The sequence below is a fragment of the Candidatus Hydrogenedentota bacterium genome, from assembly GCA_019695095.1.
GTDB lineage: Bacteria > Hydrogenedentota > Hydrogenedentia > Hydrogenedentales > SLHB01 > JAIBAQ01.
Genome location: JAIBAQ010000039.1, coordinates 21,249 through 39,519, shown reverse-complemented (window position 1 = coordinate 39,519; position 18,271 = coordinate 21,249). Strand labels below are relative to the sequence as shown.

At 55.9% G+C, this 18,271-nt stretch carries 12 protein-coding genes; 4 read left to right on the top strand and 8 right to left on the bottom strand.

Going from position 1 to position 18,271, the window contains the following annotated elements:
* Positions 1-2 precede the first annotated feature (2 nt).
* The 3 genes from K1Y02_08975 (at position 3) to K1Y02_08965 (ending at position 6,889) form a co-directional block, all read left to right on the top strand.
* Positions 3-377: an aspartate 1-decarboxylase gene (locus K1Y02_08975; protein ID MBX7256481.1), complete on the top strand. Its 375-nt coding sequence runs from the start codon at positions 3-5 to the stop codon at positions 375-377.
* A 1,156-nt stretch (positions 378-1,533) separates the two neighbouring features.
* Positions 1,534-1,749, top strand: a complete 216-nt coding sequence (locus K1Y02_08970; protein MBX7256480.1) for a BrnA antitoxin family protein — start codon at positions 1,534-1,536, stop codon at positions 1,747-1,749.
* A gap of 256 nt (positions 1,750-2,005) precedes the next feature.
* Positions 2,006-6,889 (top strand): AAA family ATPase, encoded by a 4,884-nt coding sequence (locus K1Y02_08965; GenBank protein ID MBX7256479.1) that lies wholly within the window; start codon positions 2,006-2,008, stop codon positions 6,887-6,889.
* A 476-nt stretch (positions 6,890-7,365) separates the two neighbouring features.
* On the opposite strand, the gene K1Y02_08960 is transcribed toward K1Y02_08965, so the two are convergent.
* From K1Y02_08960 to ftsH, 7 genes are all read right to left on the bottom strand, one after another.
* Positions 7,366-7,875: a virulence RhuM family protein gene (locus tag K1Y02_08960; protein MBX7256478.1), complete on the bottom strand. Its 510-nt coding sequence runs from the start codon at positions 7,873-7,875 to the stop codon at positions 7,366-7,368.
* 355 nt (positions 7,876-8,230) lie between these two features.
* Positions 8,231-9,577, bottom strand: coding sequence for a phosphoglucosamine mutase (gene glmM, locus K1Y02_08955; GenBank protein MBX7256477.1), 1,347 nt, complete (start codon positions 9,575-9,577; stop codon positions 8,231-8,233).
* Positions 9,570-10,358, bottom strand: a complete 789-nt coding sequence (folP, locus tag K1Y02_08950) for a dihydropteroate synthase (GenBank protein ID MBX7256476.1) — start codon at positions 10,356-10,358, stop codon at positions 9,570-9,572. Before folP ends, glmM begins: the two co-directional genes overlap by 8 nt.
* 147 nt (positions 10,359-10,505) lie before the next feature.
* Positions 10,506-11,993: a tetratricopeptide repeat protein gene (locus K1Y02_08945; GenBank protein ID MBX7256475.1), complete on the bottom strand. Its 1,488-nt coding sequence runs from the start codon at positions 11,991-11,993 to the stop codon at positions 10,506-10,508.
* On the bottom strand, positions 11,990-12,787 hold the full coding sequence (locus K1Y02_08940; protein ID MBX7256474.1) for an enoyl-CoA hydratase/isomerase family protein: 798 nt from the start codon (positions 12,785-12,787) through the stop codon (positions 11,990-11,992). The genes K1Y02_08945 and K1Y02_08940 overlap by 4 nt, the downstream gene beginning before the upstream one ends.
* A gap of 42 nt (positions 12,788-12,829) precedes the next feature.
* Positions 12,830-13,996 (bottom strand): ATP-binding protein, encoded by a 1,167-nt coding sequence (locus K1Y02_08935; protein MBX7256473.1) that lies wholly within the window; start codon positions 13,994-13,996, stop codon positions 12,830-12,832.
* Positions 13,997-14,115: 119 nt separating this feature from the next.
* A complete protein-coding gene (gene ftsH, locus K1Y02_08930) occupies positions 14,116-16,080 on the bottom strand; it encodes an ATP-dependent zinc metalloprotease FtsH (protein MBX7256472.1) in 1,965 nt (654 codons plus the stop codon).
* 169 nt (positions 16,081-16,249) lie between these two features.
* Between ftsH and K1Y02_08925 the strand changes: the two genes are divergently transcribed.
* Positions 16,250-17,371: an NTP transferase domain-containing protein gene (locus K1Y02_08925; protein MBX7256471.1), complete on the top strand. Its 1,122-nt coding sequence runs from the start codon at positions 16,250-16,252 to the stop codon at positions 17,369-17,371.
* A 35-nt stretch (positions 17,372-17,406) separates the two neighbouring features.
* Here K1Y02_08925 and K1Y02_08920 read toward each other — a convergent pair whose 3' ends face one another.
* Positions 17,407-18,174, bottom strand: a complete 768-nt coding sequence (locus K1Y02_08920) for a hypothetical protein (GenBank protein ID MBX7256470.1) — start codon at positions 18,172-18,174, stop codon at positions 17,407-17,409.
* Positions 18,175-18,271 lie beyond the last annotated feature (97 nt).

Sequence of the window (18,271 nt, the reverse complement as noted above, 5' to 3'; positions counted from 1 at the left end):
ACATGTTCCTGACAATGATGAAGAGCAAGGTACACCGGGCGACGGTGACCCAAGCGGAATTGAACTACGTAGGGAGCCTGACGCTCGACCTCGACCTGATGGAGGCGGCGGAGATCCTGCCCTACGAAAAGGTTCAGGTCCTAAACGTCCACTCCGGCGAACGGTTCGAGACCTACTGCATCGAAGGCGCCCGAGGCAGCGGCGTGGTGTGCCTGAACGGACCCGCCGCGCGCCTGGGCCAGGTCGGCGACATCGTGATCGTCCTGACCTACGCAATGGTCGACGCCAAGACCGCCAAAGGCTGGAGCGCAATCAACGTCCACGTCGACGCGCACAACAAGATCGTGACCGTCGACCGCAAACACGAGAGCAACTAACACTCACCGCCTTCTTCCCCCGTCGGCCTCGCGCGAGAGACCAGAGACAGGGGGGTGCACCCCTGTGCATTTTGACGATTCAAGGGGGGGGTGCTTCGGGAGCGCGAAGCGAATGGCGAACTATCCATTAGCTTAAGTCCTTTACTTAGTATGTTTACACTACTTCTCAAAAGGGTTCATCCCGATTTCGGACGCAGAAATTCGCCGCAGAGACGGGGGTGTGCCCCCCCCCCCCACGTAATTTGACGAGTCAAGGGGGTGTCCCGAAATGCGAAATCGCGCAGAGCCGCGAAGGCGCGGTGAGCGAGTGGCTCTGCTCGGGGAAAATGTCTTTCCGAACGATCGCGCTATCGCGCCCAGCCGTCCGGGCGACGCAACCGGTACAAACACCGGTGGGCATGGTTCACTCCTCGAAAGTTGTCCCTCCTATATATGGGCGAGTTCGTTGCACTGCCGTGAAGCGCAGAGCCTTCCTCGGAATAAGACCGGCTCGCGAAACGAGGGACTTGCGGGGTTCCGAATTCAATTACTCCTGAGCGGGGGACCGCGCGAGCGCGGGTTTCAGTGGTAGAAACTGATGCAAAGCGGACGGCCTTTTCTCTTGAGTGCCGCAGGCACGGCAGACTCCAGCCTGGGGTGAGATTCGCGTCACCAACGCGAATCGAAACCCCAGGTACCAGCCCCCTCCCAACGGGAGCCCTGTAATGGCGAAAGCAACTTGTAGGGTCCGTTTCTTAGGAGTATTCCTTCTGCGGTTTGACGCAAAACGATCTGGAGTCTTCACTGCACAGAAGTAGACCGTTCTCCGTGCCGGGCGCTACAAAATGGCAGCCGAGGGCGGCTCCCACATTGGAGAGGGAGCCAGCATCAGCGAGGCGTTGCCGACCAAGACGCCGGGCGCGGGTTGCCAGTGGAATGTGAGCCGCCATGCCCATGTGAAGGGTTGACGGAAAGGAGCGTGTAGTTACATTGTAGTTATGTCGCCGCGACCAAGATGATTCAACCACCGATTCACACCGATGAACTCCGATAAGAGAATCAACTTTACGCGAGTAACTTCAAACCGCGGGGAACACGGCGAGATTCGCGAAGCCTGCACAGACTCTTTCACATAGTAGTACGGAAAGTGAATCCAGACTCTATAGGAGTTCTTGACGTGAAAGCCGAATATGACTTGACCAAAATGAAGTCGCGGAAGAATCCCTACGCGCAGCGATTGAAGAAGCAGATAACGCTTCGTCTCGACCCGGATGTCATCGAGTACTTCAAGGAGAAGGCCGAGAAGAAAGGCATCCCCTATCAGACCCTGATCAACCTCTATCTTCAGGATTGCCGCGCCACCAAACGCGATCTGAAGATGACGTGGACGTAACAGTCGTCTGCCCAGAGTACTGACGAGTCATAACGCCTTGCGCGCAGGAATTGTCCGGCAGAAGGAGGAAACCCTGAGAAATGGCCTTTAGTGGGCAAATGGCAATATGTAGATGAGCCGCACAATTAACCCGCTATATCAGATGAAATTCCTACGATCTACTCATTCTCAGATCAGAAAGGGAATTGATTGAGAGGAGGTACATAATTCATACTTTAGTAATAGGGGGGGCAATCTGTTAATGAGGCAAGAGCCAATGTCATCTGTAGAAAAAGCTGGTCGCTTGGTTGAGTACCTTATTCGTTTGTCGAGTGTAGGCGCGAAAATTACTCGTAGTATCGATGAAGCTAGAGTCCTCTGGTTCTCCAGAGTTCCGCACCAGAAGGGCTGTTTCACTCTAGCATGGGGACATGGTGAAGAGGACGATGCTGCCGAATGGTTAGAAGTGCAGAACCGGCCAGAACCGAAATTGCCCGTTACTCCTACTCAATGTAGGGAGTGGGCGAATCTGTCATTGCTACGAGAAAAGGGCAATTTGCCCGAACTCCCTCCAGAGATCACCCGACAGTCTAGGAACCCTGATTGGCACGAAGGTGCGGATCAGCCTGAATACATCGCACTAACCGAACGGCTTGACGAGCATCCGGAAGTCCAACAAGTATGGGAAAGATATCTGGAAGAGAAGTGGCTACCTTGGACGGAAGAGCACGATGCATGGGAAGAAGTACACAAGGTCTATTCGGATCTCTTTGCCATTCATCAAGAGCAGTTGCGGCTCGGCGAAGAATTTGAGCTTATTCTCGGCTTGGGTTTGCTTACCTGGAGGACGCCCACTGGGCAACACGTCCAGCGCCACTTGATCGTCGCTGACGCCACATTGGAATTTGAAGCGCAGTTGGGCAGATTCACCGTTCGACCTCATGCCGAGGGAGCCAGACTCCGGCCGGAACTCGATATGCTGACCATCGAAGAACAGCCAATACGCGCTGAAGAAACCGCGAAAGAGTCGTTGAATGCCGCCGAAGACGACCCATGGGAAAGAGAGTGTATCCAAGAGGCCCTCGAAATCTTGGTGCGTTCAATTAGTTCCCAGGGAGAATATGACGATTCCTTGGAGTCAAAAGTCATCCATGCGACAGAAAGACCAATTGTCGAATATGCTCCTGCCTTGATTTTGCGAAAGCGTTCCTCCAAAGGTCTTACCGAAGCGTTGAAGCGGATCAAGGAACAGATTGAAAGAGGCGAAGACATCCCAGGTGAATTTGGTGACCTTGCAGAGATTCGCGCTAAGGATGACCAGGAAGGGGATGATAGGCCGAGAGAGCCGAGCGCGATGCTTGATGGAGAGACTTTCTTTCCAAAACCATCAAACGATGAGCAGCGCCGCATAGTCAACACGATTCAGACGACAAATGGCGTACTGGTACAGGGGCCGCCCGGAACTGGAAAATCTCATACCATCGCCAACCTAATCTGTCATCTTCTCGCAACTGGACAACGAACGCTGATTACGGCCAAAACGCCTCGTGCACTTCAGGTCCTTGAAAGACATGTCCCAGATGAATTGCGTCCTCTCTGCATTAATTTGCTTGGCAATGGCCCGGATGAGCGCCGTTCACTCGAATCTAGCGTTGGCGGCATTCTTGGCAAGTATGAAAGAAGGAACAAGAAGCGTGACAAGCAAGAGTGCGAGGAACTTGAAATCCGTGTCCGAGAACTTCGCGAGGAGAAGTCCGAAGTAAACAGGCGGCTCCGCACTATTCGCGAATCTGAGACGCATACGCAATCTGTTGCGGAAGGGACCTATCGCGGGACGGCCGCTAGAATTGCCGAAGCCGTAAACCGTAATCGGGCTAAATACGAATGGTTCATGGACTTTGCCCCCTTGGATAAGCCATGTCCCATATCCGTAAGAGACTTGTGCGGCATCCTTATGACCCTGCGTAAATTCACGCCAGAAAAGCGAAGAGAGATGAGCCTTGCCCTTCTCGAAGGGGATCTACCCATCGAACGCTTTGCCAATCTGGTAGAGAATGAGACAAATGCAATTGAAGAAGAGCGTAGAGCGGCAAGTGGATCCGATGAATGCGTTGTCGATATGTTGATACGAAAAAGCGATCCCACGACCATAGCGGCAATTCGAGATGCGTTGTCTGATTTCCGCAGCACCCTCAGCAGGCTGCGTAGGGCACCGTATTCATGGATGAACTCTGCTGTACGCGATATCTTAGGCGGCAATACTCGCATGTGGGATGAGCATCTCCATGTCACACAAGGTGTCATTTCGTCCATCGAGAAACTTGTTTCCGTCGCAGACGGAACCCGTGTCGAATTTCCGGATAGTGCCGATATCAGGACGTTGCATGAAGACGCTTGTAAGCTAAAAGGTTACATGGAAAATGGCGGGAAACTGGGTTGGTCTTTCTTCCGCCCGAGAGCGGTGAGAGAGCGGCTTTACGTGATCAAGTCAGTGAAGATAGGAGGCCGCCCTTGCACTACAGTCGAGCATTTTTCAGCCCTTGCCGACACACTGCACGTGCGCATTGAATGCGAAAAGGCATGGTCTTTTTGGATGGGGAGAAGCGACAAGGTACATGGGCCGTATACTCTTCAACTGACTGGGCTAAAGTCTCTACGTGATGGACTCGAGGATGCCTTGTCACTTGTGGGGCTTATCTCCAAATGCCGTGAAGCGATAAGGCAATGCTTGCCGATGGACGAGCCCGTTTGGGCCGACGAATCCCAAGTCGAAAGCGTAATCTCCTCGTGCCGTCATTCACTGGCTTGTATTAAAAAGCGCCAGGTTGTCGGGGAAATCAAGTGCATTGAGAGTGAACTTTCCCGTGTGGCCAGCAAAGACAATGCGCATCCGGTGACGAGTGATTTACTCAAAGCGATTCGAGACCGTGACATAAATGGGGTTGCGCAGAGTCTAGATAGAATTCGCGAAATTGAGGAACGGCGACAGCATCTTCAGAAAGCGGATGCGTATTTCTCAAACTTACGCCGCCAGTATCCGAAATTCGCGGATTACCTGAAACAAACTTGTGATGACCCACATTGGGAGGCGCGTATCGAGCATATTGACGACGCTTGGCATTGGGCTCAGGCGCGATACTGGATTGAGGATTACATCCGACAGGAGGATGCTGCAGCACTCACCCAGCGTGCCAAACAGATCGAGGACGAGATAAATCGAAATATCGCAAAACTCGCTTCGCTTCATGCTTGGTCATTCTGTTTCTCGCGACTCAAAGAAGAACATCGCCGCCACATGGTAGCTTGGCAGCAATCCATGCAGCGGCTTGGAAGAGGGACGGGAAGACATGCGCCGCGACACAGACGCGAAGCTCAGCAACACTTGAACGAATGTCGCGTGGCGGTGCCTGCGTGGGTTATGCCACTGCACCGGGTCTGGGACACGGTGGACCCCGCGCCGGGCATCTTTGATGTCATCATTGTTGACGAAGCTTCTCAGTGTGGACTTGAGGGACTCCCTCTCTTTTATTTGGGCAAAAAGGTCGTTATTGTTGGAGATGACAAGCAGATCAGCCCAGAAGAAGGTTTCATTAATAGGGATGAAGTCTTTCAACTAATGGAGAGATTCCTTTACGATTTCGAGCACAAGGATGCTTTTCATAGGGATGCAAGCCTTTTCGATCAGGCTAAGCTTCGATACGGCACCCGCCAGATTACCTTGCGTGAGCACTTCCGGTGCATGCCGGAAATCATACGCTTCAGCAATGATCTTTGTTACCGAGGCACATTGATACCATTACGGCAGTATGGACCAGACAGATTGCCACCACTTGAACATGTCCTCGTGAGTGGTGGATATCGTGAGGGTTCTGACAGCCGTGCAACTAATCCCCCAGAAGCGGACGCCATTGTTCAACGGGTTGTCGAAATCTGTCGAAATTCGCGATATGACGGAATGTCTGTGGGTGTTGTTGTTCTTCAAGGTGAAGCGCAAGCGGCTTTGATCGAGAGCCGACTTCTCGAACGCTTGGGCGCAGAGGAAATGGAACGGCGGCGCTTGATCTGCGGAAATCCTTATAGTTTCCAGGGTGACGAGCGAAATATCATGTTGCTTTCACTCGTCGCGGCCAGTAATGAAAGAATCGGCTCGCTTACGAGGGCAGCGGACGAGCGACGCTTTAACGTTGCCGCCAGCCGTGCGCAAGACATGATGATTCTCTTCCATTCCGTCACCTCCAACGATCTCGGTTCGTCGTGTCTACGTCGAAGGCTGCTTGAGTTCTTTGAAAATACGAAGCCAAGACACATAGCCGGGATTAGCCGTGACGAACTGGAACAACTGGCATTTCAGGCTAATCGCACGATTGAAAAGCCAAGAGAACCCTTTGAAAGCTGGTTTGAAGTCGATGTGGCGCTAGAACTACTCCGTCTTGGATTCAGTGTCGTTCCGCAGTATGAAGTTGCGGGGAAACGGATAGATCTCGTGGTTGAGGGAGGTCAGGCGCGTCTCGCGGTCGAATGCGATGGCGACAGATGGCATGGCGCTGACCGTTATGAAGACGACATGAATCGGCAAAGGCAACTTGAGCGTTGCGGGTGGGAATTCTTCCGCGTCAAGGAATCAGCTTTCTATTCAAACAAAGATGAAGCACTCAAGAGTCTGTGGAGGTTGCTGGAAGAGCGGTCTATTTTCCCCCATTGGGGTGACTCTTGTGGTCCCTTTGAGCGAGATAAGGACGAAGAGGAATCGGACAGAAGGGAACGTGAAGACAAGGATTCTGACGCTGTTGAGGAAAATGACGAAGAAGAAGAATGCGAAGGCGATGAAGAGGAAGACCGCAACGACAAAGACGATGATCTCTCGGGCAGATCAGCCGCTTCCGGACATCGCCCCGAAGATGTGGCATCCTCAGAAATTCAGGACGCTATTCTTCGTATTCTTTCGAAGTGTTCAAATCAATCTTGCACGGAGAAATCGTTGACGGCGCGCGTCCTCAGGGAGTTGCGTATATTGACGCGTGGTAATCCTCGATTGCAGTTTGCGAAGCGGGTGATGCGATGCCTTACTGTCCTCGAAAGACGTGAGGTCGTTGAACGATACCGCGCAAAGAACAAGCGTGTTCGCCTGCTGATTCCCCATAGTCAACTCAAGCTCTATTAGTCGAGAAGCCTTACTTACCGTTCATAGATACACGCGAGTACGATCCAAACCGGGCGCTACGGAATGGCAGCCGGGGGCGGCTGCCCCACATTTGGAGACGGGTGTTACGTGAGCGAGGCGACGCTCTTGGCGAGTTGATCGGCGAGGGCCTCGGCTGCTTTGAGTTGGTCGTGTTACATCATGACGATCAGGATGGGTTCGGCGCCGGATGCGCGAATGACGATGGGTCCGCCGTTCTTCAGTCTGTCTTCGGCTTACTCATCGTTCGCCCCCACCGGCTCGGTTCCCGGATCCAATGCGCTTCAATTCGCGCTCCGCTAGTGGAGTGACTCATACTGATGGCATCTTATTTGGGAGGCGGAAAAGAGGGACTGACACGTCTCCGCTTCGCTGCGCTTGTGTCAGTCCCTGTTTTCCGCCGCTTTTGACTCTTCCTGGGGTCTTCCAATATGTTGCCCCAATTACGATTCACTACACTAGATGTCCAGGACCTTGCGCCAGAAAATCTTCTCGGAGGAGCGGATATCCCGGATGCGGGCCAGCAACTCCTCGAAGTACCCGCCGCCCCCCGCTTGTTTCAGGCGCTCGTCGTCCATGGCGAAGCCCTTCACGATGTATTCGCGCAGACGTTGCGTGGCCCAGATGCGGAACCGCGTGGCGATCAGGCTCTTCACCCGGTAGCCGACCGAGATAATGGCGTCGAGGTTGTAGAACGTGATACGGCGCGCGACCTTGCGCGCGCCCTCTGCTCGAACTACCGAGAATTCCTCGGCAGTTGCCTCCACGGCCAGTTCCCCCTCCTGATAGATGTTCTTCAGATGCAGGGAGATATTGTCCGCGGAGCAACCGAACAGCCGGGCCATGTCCGCCTGCGTCAACCACAGGGTCTCCCGTTCCAGACGCACATCCAGTTTGATCTGTCCGTCCTCGGACTCGTAGATCAGCAATGAACCGGATGGCAAGAGGGCTTGATTCTTCTTACTCATCGCGACAGGACGCCCTCCACTCGGTGTTTTGTCCCTCGGTCATATTACCCCTCTACAACCGGTGCAACTGCCAGGCGAACTGCCCCATACTTATGGGGCGGAAAGCAGTGACAGACACGTCTCCGCTTCGCTGCGCTTGTGTCAGTCCCTGGTCTCCGCCGCATTTGTTTTGACCCCGGAAAGCAGGGACAGACACGTCTCCGCTTCGCTTCGCTTGTGTCAGTCCCTGTTTTCCGCCGCTTCGGTGCAGATTGCGGACCTGCGGATTGTCGAAGGCTTCGTAAACGGAATATTTTACGGCTTGCGCTTCCATTGATTGCCTGTCCGTCATCTCCGAGGGCTAATCTCCAACGTGTCAGGTGAGCGAGGCGACCTTTTTGGCGAGTTGGTCGGCCAGGGCCTCGGCTGCCTTGAGTTGGTCGTGTTGGACCATGACGCGCACGATGGGCTCGGTGCCCGATGCGCGGATCACGATACGTCCCCCGTTCTGCAGATCTTGTTCGGCTGTGCGGCGCACCTCGTTGAGCGCTTCTTCCGCGGGACGTGCTTTGTCTCCCAATGGCACGCTGACGTGGGCCTCGGGCATGGGCTGGTACGCGGCAGCGAGTGTCGATAGGCGCTGGTCGCGTCGAATTATGGTCGCGAGGATCTGAAGCGCCGCGATGAGCGCGTCGCCGGTTACGTTGTGTTCGAGCAGGATAAGGTGACCGGAGGATTCTCCGCCCAGCAGCAGCCCTTGCTCGCGCATGCCTTCCGCGACATAGCGGTCGCCGACTTTGGTCCAGAGAACGTTGCCGCCGTAGGGCTTGAGGGCCTTCTGCAATCCCCCGTTCGCCATGATGTTCGTGGCAACGGTCTTGTGCGGGAGCGCGTCGCGTTCGAGCATATCGATCGCCAGCACGGCCAACAAGGCATTCCCGTCCAGCAAGCGCCCTTCGTTGTCGGCCATGACCACGCGGTCGCCGTCGCCGTCGAACGCAATCCCGAGGTCGGCGCGTTCGCGAATCACCGTGGCGCGCATATCTTCGGGATGCACCGAACCGCAGTTGTCGTTGATGTTCCGGCCGTTGGGTTTGCAGTGTATCGAAATCACTTCCGCGCCCAGTTCGGAAAAGCAGAAGGGCCCGACCTTGTAGTTGGACCCATTGGCGCAGTCGCAGACAATCTTGAGCCCGTCGAGTCGCATGCCTTTGGGGAACGTGGCCTTCGCGAATTCGATGTACCTTCCGACCGCGTCGTCGATGCGGCGCGCCGTGCCGATGCGCTCGGCGGTGGGCCGCAGACTGTCCAGCTCGCCGTTATGCACGAGGCGGGCAATCTCGTCCTCGACTTCGTCGGCAATCTTGAATCCGTCTGGGCCAAAGAACTTGATGCCGTTATACTGAAACGGGTTGTGGGACGCGGAGATCATGATCGCGCCGTCGCACCGCAGGCTGCGCATGATGTACGAAACGCCCGGCGTCGGCAGCGGACCAACCAGCAACACGTTGACGCCCATCGAACAGAGTCCCGCCGTGAGCGCCGTCTCGATCATATAGCCCGAGAGCCGCGTGTCCTTGCCGATAAGGATGGTGTGCTGGCGATCCTCCTGCTGGAAGATGTAGCCTGCGGCGCGCCCGACGCGCAATGCAATTTCGGCAGTCATCGGCGGCACGTTGGCCACGCCGCGGATACCGTCCGTGCCAAAAAGTCGATCAGTCATAGCTCCCTCTTCCCAAAATGGCGTCGGTCATCTTCGCGACTCGAGCCATTCGCTTTACATCATGCACGCGCACCACGTCCGCGCCGTTCGCAATGCCCATCACGACGGTGGCCGCGGTACCCTCGGTACGTTCTTCCGCACCCAAGTTGAGTACCCTGCCAATGGTGGACTTATTGGACGTGCCGATCAAGATGGGCCGCCCGAATCCCCGGAATTCGCCCAATCGCCGCAGCAACTCCAAATTCTGCGACACCGTCTTGCCAAAACCAAAACCTGGATCCAGCCAGATTCGTTCCAGCCTGACCCCGCGTTTCACCGCAAAATTCATCCGCTCCTCGAAGAAGGCGCAGATGTCATCAATTACATCCACATATTTCGGCTGCAGTTGCATCGTCTCGGGGGTTCCCTGCATGTGCATCATTATGTACGTACAGTCCGCTTCCGCTACAACTTCCACCATCTCCGGATCGCCGCGAAACGCGGTGATGTCGTTCACAAGCGTTGCCCCGCTGCGAATCGCCTTGCGGGCCGTGTCCGCCTTGTACGTATCCACAGAGACCGGCATTCCGAAGCGCTTAATCCGCTCGATAACCGGCAGGACTCGCCGCTGTTCTTCTTCGGCTTTGACGGGTGCTGCCCCAGGGCGCGACGACTCCCCTCCCACGTCCAGGATGTCCGCGCCATCGCGCACCAAGTCCCCCGCGTACCGCACGGCATCGTCCTCGGTATCGTGCAGACCGCCGTCGAAAAACGAGTCTGGCGTGACGTTTACCACGCCCATAACAAGGGTCTTCTGTCCAAGTTCCGTAAGCGACACGGGGATTTCCTGTTCCTGGTGAGAAAAGAGTAGCGTCGAAACGAAGGAACCTCAAGGTAGCAAGGCAGAAGCCGTTCTCCGACCGGCTGGGTAAAGAATGATCATCCGTCCTCAGTCACGGGCCATCGCTTCATATTTCTTGCAGAAGTAGTTCTGCAGGCTTCTCTTTTCCTCGTGCTCTTGAGCGGTGTCTTCATCGTCCGACCACAGCCGAATCAGTTCCTGATAAACGGCCCGCGCTTCGTCACGTTCGCCCAGCGCGTATAGGTAGAAGGCTTTCCTGGCAAGCGCGTGCCGTAGAAGGGACCAATCCATGACGTGTCGAGAGCGGAGGTACTGGATCAAGTCTCCGAACACGTCGGCGGTCTCGCGAATTCTGTTGGCATTGGCATGCATACACGCGCGGGCAAGCAACACATAGGAGTTCACCTGCGTCAGGAATAGAGGTCCGTGGAAGTTTTCCCCAATACCCATCAATGAAATCGCCTCGCAACTGCGCAACGCCAAATCCAGGTCACACTTCTCAATGGCCAATCGTGCCCAAGTCAGGTGCTGTTTGAGGACCTCTTCCTCGGAAAAGTGGATGTCGCGCGGTCTGCGCAAGGACGCGTCACACAGCGCGAGCATTTCCTCCACATCATCTCCGATCTTATCGAGCGCCGCGAACTTGACATAAGCAACGTGCCATGCGAAGGGCTCCGCCACTGGCTCTTCCCCAGTCTTGCCCGCGATGTCGAGTATGGAAAACGCGTCATCGCACGCCATGATGGAATCGGTGTATTCGCCTTGTTGATACATGACGTAGCCGGCGTTGCCCATTCCGTAAGCGATTAATCTGGCTATCTCCCTGTGTTCGGGCGTGCACATCCCCGCGAAATCGCTGCGGATTTGCAGGTAGTCCTGCTGCACCGATTCGAGGTCTCCGCCAGAGAGCGCTTTACGCGCGCGGTAGAGTCTCAGCCAGATGGAGAGATATGTTCGGTCGGCTTCGCGCGCGATACTGGGAAGAACTTGTTCGAGGAAGTCGTCCGCTTCTTTGTCGGCTCCGGCATCGGTCAGGGCGCCCAGTTTCTTGATTGCCGCGGCAACCGCCAGAGGGAATTGGCGCTCATCAACGGAAGACAACGCTTCGTGAAGGATGGCCTCGCACAAATTCATGCCCGCAGAGACCTCGCCTGCCGCAATGCGCCGGGTTGCGCAACTCAGGCGCGCACGGTTCACGTAGTACAGGAACTCGGAACCCTTTTCGTCTTCGAACATTTCGATGATTTCGGCGAAGACCCTCTGCGCATCGGCAGTCCTGTCCAGCTCCTTCAAGGTCACCGCCTTGTTGTACAGGGACCATAGGACAAGCTCGAGCGGTATCCGTTGCTTGTCGGCGATTGCCAAGACCCTATCGAAGTGCGCGAGTGCGGCTTCGAAGCAGCGTTCCTCAAAGAGGATACGCCCTTCGAGGTATGCTCCCCAGGTTTCATCCTTCGGCAAGCTCGCTTTCAAAGCCCGCAAATCGTCCTTGAACTCCTCCGAATCCTTGGTCTCCCAATACCGTTGTCGTAGCTGCACGTATTCTTCAATGGAGTCCAGCATAGTCGGCGTCACTGGCTTGCTCCCTGCTTCTCATAGACGGGTTTACGCTTTTCCGCGAACGCACGCAGACCCTCGATTCCATCGGGATGCTCTGCACACGCACAGATACCCTGGCGCTCGCGCTCCAACTGGGTTTCCAAGGAGGTACTGAATGAATCGTTGAACAGTTGTTTCGAAAGACCGAAGGAATGCAGAGAGGATTGCGCAATCGATAAGGCGAGCGAACCGGCTTCGTTCACCACGTCCGCGTCGTCTACAACCTTCGTAACGAGACCCCAGGCCAGGGCTTGCTCCGCGTTAATAGCCGGATCGAAGGCGACGATTTCCAGCGCGCGGGCCACGCCCACCAGTCGCGGCAGCGTAAAAGTACCGCCGCCGTCAATACACAGTCCGTTGGACGTATAGGCTTGCCGCAAAATGGCCGAGCGCGCCATCACGCGAAAGTCGCATGCCAGCGCAAGGGAGAAGCCTCCACCCGCCGCGACACCGTTAATCGCCGCGATGACCGGCTTTGCCATGCGCCGAATCTCGAGAATAGCTTGGTGAAACAGACTCGCCAGTTCGTGAAAACCCCGCGCGGGACCCTGCGCACACGCTCCTGCCCACTTCAGGTCACCCCCAGCACAAAAAGCTCTTCCACGCCCGGAGACTACAACGCCACGTACAGAAGGGTCTCTCGCCAACACAATCATCTGTTTCGCAAACGCTTCGACTAGTTCGGGGTTGAATGCGTTGTAGGCTTCAGGACGATTGAGGAAGACATAGGCAACACTTTCTTCCGATTGAAGGTCGACTGGCTCGGGCACGGAAACGCACCTCCTCTCTTCGATCAAAGGCACACACCGGGATCAGTATCCTAGCACATCTGCCAGATCGTCAAGCGCTGCAATCTTAGTCTGAGGCGTCAATCCGGGATAAAGGTTCTCCTTCGTGTGGGCCTTGCATACGACATACGATTTAGCGTCGTAGCCTTTCATTGAAGCAGCGAGCCTATCCGCCGGTTTAGCCATATTGGGATTCGGCGTCTTGGTCGCTTTCGCTTCCAGTAGGACCACTCTACGGTCCCCGAGCGGGACAAGAAAGTCGACTTCCAAGCCTTTTAGATCACGAAAGAAATACAGTGATTTGGATCTCCCCGAATGAATCTGTAGTTTCACAATTTCCGAGGCGACAAAGGACTCGAAAACCGGGCCAAGAAAGACCGATTCGCCCAAGCTCTTCTCATTGGCAATTCCCAACAGATGGCACAGAAGTCCCGTATCCATGAAGTAGAGCTTTGGCGACTTCATGATCCGTTTGCCGAAATTTTCGTAGAACGGCGGAACAAGCAGTATCTGGCCGGTGATCTCGAGAATGCTCAGCCACTGAGAAATGGTGGGGACAGAAACACCCAGCGGCGCGGCCATGTCGGTTCTGTTAAGAATCTGACCGCACCGGCTCGCCAGCAACGCCAGGAAACGCCGAAACGTCGACAGATCGCGGATCGATGTTACCGAACGGACATCTCGCTCCAAGTAGGTCTGGATGTACGACCGAAACCAGATATCGGCCGCTTTGGGACGCTGAATCACTTCGGGAAAACCACCCCTGAATACAGAAACTCTGGGACTCTCACTGCGAGAGAACGGCAGCAGTTGAAAGACGGCGGCCCGGCCAGCCATAGACTCGGAGACACCCTGCATGAGAGGAGCTTCCTGAGAACCGGTGATCAACCACTGTCCCATCTTGCGCGGTTGCCGATCAATCCTCGCACGAATGTACGCGAACAGCTCGGGCGTGTTCTGTATCTCGTCGAGGACGACAGGAAACGAAAGACTATCCAGGAACCCATTGGGGTCTGACCGGACCTGGGCCACGACATCGGGACTTTCCAGCAACACGTGACTCGCCTTCGGTGCAAGATGTCGAAGCAGAGTCGTCTTTCCGGCACGACGGGGACCTGTGAGAAGTATAGAGGGAAACTGCTTTGCGGCCAGCTTCAATTGACTTTCGAGAGTTCGCTGGATGTATTTCATGGTGCTATTTATAAAGTATCACTTTAGAAATAGCAAGATTTTCGACACGTCGCCTCCAGCAAAAAAGAACCCCCGGACCGAAGTCCGGGGGACGTCAAACTCAAGAAGTCACTCTATCGTCAGGCTGTGCCAGGCACAATCTGTCCGGGGCCGAGATCACCCACTTCCGGCTCCGCAGGCAATACCTTTGTGGACGTCGTCTGCGCAGGCAGTTTGGGAGGCGAAGGAGGCGTCTGTTCTTTGGGCGGAGGAAGCAGATGATCGCCGCCGTGCTTGCGAATGATGTCGTCGATTTCGTCCGCATCCAGCGTCTCTTTTTCGATCAACTCTTCGGCAATCGCCGTCAGGATGTCTTTGTGCTCCTGAAGCATGCGCTTCGCGTCGGCATATGCATCTTCCAACAGCTTGTGAATGGATTTGTCGACCGCGGACGCCGTCTCTTCGCTGAAGTCGCGTTCTTTCACGAAATCGCGGCCCAGGAAGACTTCCGTATTCGAACCGAAGGAGATGGGGCCCAGTTCGCTCATGCCCCACTGACAGACCATCGCGTGCGCGAGTTCGGTAGCGCGCTTCAGATCGTTGGAGGCGCCGCTCGTAAACTCATCGAAGATGATCTCTTCCGCTGCGCGGCCGCCCATCATCATCCGCATGGTTGCCAAGCAATACGCCTTGGCGAGGCTATGACGGTCCTCCGTGGGGATCATGCTCGTCAACCCCAGCGACGGTCCGCGGGGAATGATGGTCACTTTGTGTACGGGATCGGCCTTCGGAAGAAGCCTTCCGACCAAGACGTGTCCAGCCTCATGGTACGCGGTGTTGCGCTTTTCCGCCGGGCTAAGCATCAGGCTACGCCGTTCGGGTCCCATGAGCACGCGATCTTTCGCGTCCTCGAAGTCAATCATGGTGACCTTTTCTTGATTGCGGCGCGCCGCAAGCAAGGCCGCCTCGTTCACCATGTTGGCGAGGTCGGCGCCAGAGAATCCGGCCGTGCCGCGCGCCAGCGTATTCACCACAACCGTATCGTCGACAGGCACGCCGTTGTTGCGAATGTGGATGCCGAGGATGGCCTCGCGGCCTTTTATATCGGGATTTGCCACAACAATCTGCCGGTCAAAACGCCCCGGACGAAGCAGCGCGCGATCCAGCACATCGGGCCGGTTCGTGGCGGCCATGAGGATAACGCCCTCGTTCGTGTTGAAGCCGTCCATCTCCACGAGCAGTTGGTTGAGGGTCTGTTCACGCTCGTCGTGTCCGCCGCCCAAACCAGCGCCACGCTGACGGCCCACGGCGTCGATTTCGTCGATGAAGATAATGCACGGTGCGTGCTTCTGCCCCTGCTGAAACAGGTCGCGCACGCGGCTTGCGCCAACGCCGACAAACATTTCGACGAAGTCGGAACCGCTGATGCTGAAAAACGGCACGTGGGCCTCGCCGGCGACGGCGCGCGCAAGCAGAGTCTTGCCCGACCCCGGAGGGCCTACAAGCAGCACGCCCTTGGGGATCTTGCCGCCGAGTTTGGAGAAGCGCTTCGGGTCTTTCAGAAACTCGATAATCTCCTGAAGCTCCTCTTTGGCCTCGTCCACACCCGCCACGTCGTCGAAGGTGACGACCTTGTCGCTGTGATTGACGAGACGCGCACGGCTCTTCCCAAAAGACAGGGCCTTGTTACTACCGCCCTGCATTTGTCGAAACATGAAAAACCAGAACACGCCGATAATGAGCAATAGCGGAACGAAACTGGTCAGCAATTCGAACCAGACTGTCGTTTCCTGGGCTACCTCGTAGGTAATCTTCTTTTCGTCCAGAAGCTTTCGCCACGACTCCGGGAAGGTGTCGTTCTGGATGGCGATGCTCTTCTGGCCCTTGTACGGTTGCTTGAATTCGGCCTTGAAACCGTAGATCTCTTTCTCATTCTTGGTGACGCGCACCGGGCTCTTGATATTGTCAGCGATAAGCTGACTCTCGAAATCGTCTACGTAGAGTTTCTCCGCTCCCGTCCGGCCGGTGGAGAACGTGGTCAACAACAGCACAAGAATGATCAGGAGAACGACCCAGAGGGAAATCTGCTTTAGGAAGCCATTCATAAGTGAAGCAATTACCTCATGTTGCAGCGCAAATCAAAGGTCCGCTCGTGTAAGCGTCTCGTATAATAACACACGGCTAGGGGGTCTACAATCCCGGAACGACGCTTTTGCAGTGCCCGAATCAAGAGTCTACCATGTAACGACATACGAACGGTCGAAAGGATAGGGAATGGCGTACGTAGGACATACGATTCGGGTTGGCGTTATTATGGCGGGCGGCTCAGGCGAACGATTCTGGCCGCTGTCGCGGCAAGACAAACCGAAGCAACTGCTCCGATTGACCAGCGAGCACGAGTCCATGCTCGAAGAGGCGGTGAACCGTCTGTTGCCAGTCGTCCCCCGGGAACAAATCTATGTCGTCACGAGTCAGCGGCTCGTAGCCCCTATTCGGGAATCGGGGGTCAACATCCCCAAAGAAAACGTCTTGGGCGAACCCTGCAAGCGAAACACCTCGGGCGCGCTCGCATTCGCCACGGCGGCAATCCTGGCCGATCAGGGCAAGACTCCGGAGCAGGTAAGCATGGCCGTAATCACGGCTGACCACCAAATCGGCGACCCGGACTTGTTCTGCAAAACGGTGAGCGCGGCACTGGATGCCGCTGAAAAGGACACCGTATTGGGAACCCTGGGCATCGTTCCCACGCGGCCGGAAACCGGATACGGGTACATCCAGATTGACGAGGCGCTGTCGTCCACGCCTCCCGGTACCCCGGCGACGTATTCCGTGCGCGCCTTTCACGAAAAGCCAAGCCAAGAACGCGCGGAAGACTTCATCGCGGCGAAGTGCTACTTCTGGAACAGCGGCATGTTTTTTTGGCGGGCGTCAACTTTTCTTGCGGAATTGGATACCGCGCGGCCTGCGTTGGCCTCGGCCATCCGCAAGATTACGGATGCGCTGCTTGGCGGACGACACCAGGAAGCGATCGCAATCTTCGAAACGCTCGAAGACATCTCCATCGACTACGCATTGATGGAACACGCGCGCCGGGCGGTCATGGTCAGGGCGGACTTCCCCTGGGACGACGTGGGTTCCTGGCCTGCTCTTGAGCGCAGCTATCCCCAAGACGCCCGAGGGAACGTGACAGTCGGCAACCCAGTTCTTGTCGATTCCGAGGGATGTATTGTCTACAACGACGCGGGTTCCGAGGCAGTCGCGGTAAGTGTCGTCGGCGCAAAGGACCTCGTCGTGGTGGTCACCAAAGACGGCGTGCTGGTGGTCCCGAAGGACCGCGCCCAAGACGTGCGCAAGGCGGTCACCGAGATTAAGCGGCGCGGCGGAACGCAAATCTAGCGCCCGCGCTCCGTTGCGCGCGTGCACCATGCTGACTAACGCCGGTATCTGACTCCGTTCACGAGGGCCTTGCTAAGCACACGCGCGTGCAACGCGCCAAATTCGCGACTCTGAATGAGATCGAACAGAGGCCCCACGCCCCACGCAAACAGTGTCCGCGTAAACTCCACCTCAGTCGGCTGGTTGTTCACCAGACGCGTCTCTGGATCGTGCGTTTGAACAACCCATGTGTCGGCGTCGACCGGAAAGTCATTCAACTCAAAAGGCTGGTCTTCCTCTTGGGTGGCCCCCAGGAATCCAATGTAGCCGATATCCTTGAGCTTGCCCGTCGTATAGAACAAGTCAAAATCTTGCACGAGTAAGTAGATGGGGCTGAGCGCGCTGAGTGTCTTCGGGTATTCGTCAGCTTGGATAGCTGTGGCGCCCGAACCGACCGTGGGAAGCGACCCAAAGTCGTCGAAGTCTTCACTGCTGTAAATGACACCATCCACATTGCAGACGTAGAATGTGGAGGTAGCGTTGGTCTTGAGGTCCTTCCGCTCCAGATGCCACACGGTATACGCGCCAATCAGATCGCTATCGACCACCGTGTACGACAACTCGTCGTCGAAGGAATCGAAACTCCCGTGCGGGGTCTTCTCTGCAAACGTCCAGGAATTTCCGATGGCCATGGGCCAATAGTCGGCAAACGTATAGGGGTCCGGTTCCTCCGCGGGAGGCGCCGGAACTGGGCAACCTGCCATAAAACTCATGGAGAGGATTGCGCCAATTAAAGACAATCGAACACGGAAAGGCGAAACCATTGTCAGACTCCTTTGCAGCGATGACCGCGCAGAGGGTAGCAGGCTCGCCACCGGGAGCGCTACTTTCACGGTTGATAAGCAATTTGCGCCGGCGTGA